This is a genomic window from Methylobacter sp. (genome assembly GCF_004322395.1).
GTDB lineage: Bacteria > Pseudomonadota > Gammaproteobacteria > Methylococcales > Methylomonadaceae > Methylobacter_A.
This window is the reverse complement of sequence record NZ_SCTW01000027.1, coordinates 1-1571: the sequence shown is the minus strand read 5'-3', so window position 1 is coordinate 1571 and position 1571 is coordinate 1. Positions and strand designations below refer to the sequence as shown.

The window sequence follows — 1571 nt, the reverse complement described above, 5'->3', positions numbered from 1 at the left end:
ACGAAAAACTGGTCATCGGATGGGCATAGCCTTCAATCGCCATCAGGTTTTGGGAGAATTTTCGCACTTGATCGAAATCGTTAATAAAAACCTCAAGTTCAGGGTCGGTTTTAAGTTCGCCGTTTTCGTCGCGTTGCAGCTTGAATTTCATGATGCCTGTGGGCAGCCCAATATAAATCATGCCATTAGGGGCAACGGCGATTCCGGCCGGATTGGGCAAGTTATTTTTGGAAAATAGATTGGTAACCTTGATCGACTGGGTTTCATTGGCTGCCAGCTCATCCATTTTCTTGGAAAATTCGATGGCCCATACCGTACCGTTTTTGGCTCCCCAGCCCAACATATCCGTAACCAGCAGAGTCTTGTCATCGAACTGGGCGGCATAACGGGGCTGTTTGAGATGATGGATTTTTGCAGCGACCAAACCGACGCAAGTACCCTGAATGCTGGTAATAGGGACTTGCGAAAAGCCGTTGCAATTTTTATTGATTAGCGCTGTGTTATAACCCGATGTCGCGGCAAGTGGGGATAATTCTGCGGCTAAAACGCTATGGGGTAGGGGAGTTAGCAGCAGGATTAGCAGGGCAACTCCTTTTATCAGCCCCTGGCGTCTCCTATTTAGAAACGCCATAATTTGGGACATGAGAATTGGTTTGTATGGTGCGCAGAAAAAAGATAAGTGGAGCATGCAATTCGTCCGGAAATGAGGTCTTGCGTAATTGTATTATTTCCGGAGAGTATGCCATATACGCGGGACTTGGCTATTCCAAAATACTTTTGAAGCTATTGGGCGGAAGCGGAAAACCTACAAAACGCTGATAGCCAACCTCCTCTCCTGATGGAGAGGGATGTTGTGCTTTGCGCTCTTAGGACTTTACATCGCCTCGCCACGCACGAATTAAACTGTTCAGATCGCCATTAGGACTATTAGCGTAAGTGCCATGGTCTTTATTTCCAATATAATGATGAGAATATTTCATCTCGGAGTAAAACGGTTTCCGTGGTGATGGCGTCCCGTCGCTGTAAGTGCTCACTCCGGTAATAATTAAATCGGCATAACCATCGCTAGTATTTTTACTCATGGTGATGGTCAGTTTTATATCCTCAAAGACAACACCTTTTGTAATAGTGGGTTTGCCATTCCTGCATTTGGCGTTGCCTTTAATGCGCGTTCGATAAGACATGGTCAAACCCTGAGAAAAAAGCGCAGCTATTTCATTGCCGCGCTTAACGTATAGATGACGAGTATGGCCTATCGTTTCAGCTCCGCAATAAGGATCGTCCTGATCGCCTTTGAACACATCTATACCAAACGCCCTGACTCCTGGCGCAAGGTCGTAGCGGGCGGTATCAATGCGAAAATGGTCTTTGTCGGCATCGATAACCGGAGCGAAGGCATTTCCTTGCGCCTCGTTGTAACGCGCCAACAATTGATTCTTTTTGTTATCAATCATGCCGATAAGCAATTCCGGATTACCCTCTGCATGAGATGAACCTATAAGAAAGGCCGAAAGAGTGATGGATTCATCATAAGGCCAAATTCTGCAAGCAGTCATTAAAACTAAGCCTTT

2 protein-coding genes are annotated in these 1571 nt (G+C 46.0%); both read right to left on the bottom strand.

The features are described 5' to 3' along the window. Window positions 1–643 (bottom strand): hypothetical protein (locus EPO18_RS03650; RefSeq protein WP_292430651.1); only part of this gene is annotated, 643 nt, incomplete at its 3' end. A 223-nt stretch (window positions 644–866) separates the two neighbouring features. After that, window positions 867–1571, bottom strand: a 705-nt coding sequence (locus tag EPO18_RS03645; RefSeq protein ID WP_292430648.1) for a PA3715 family protein, incomplete at its 5' end; no start/stop codon positions are given.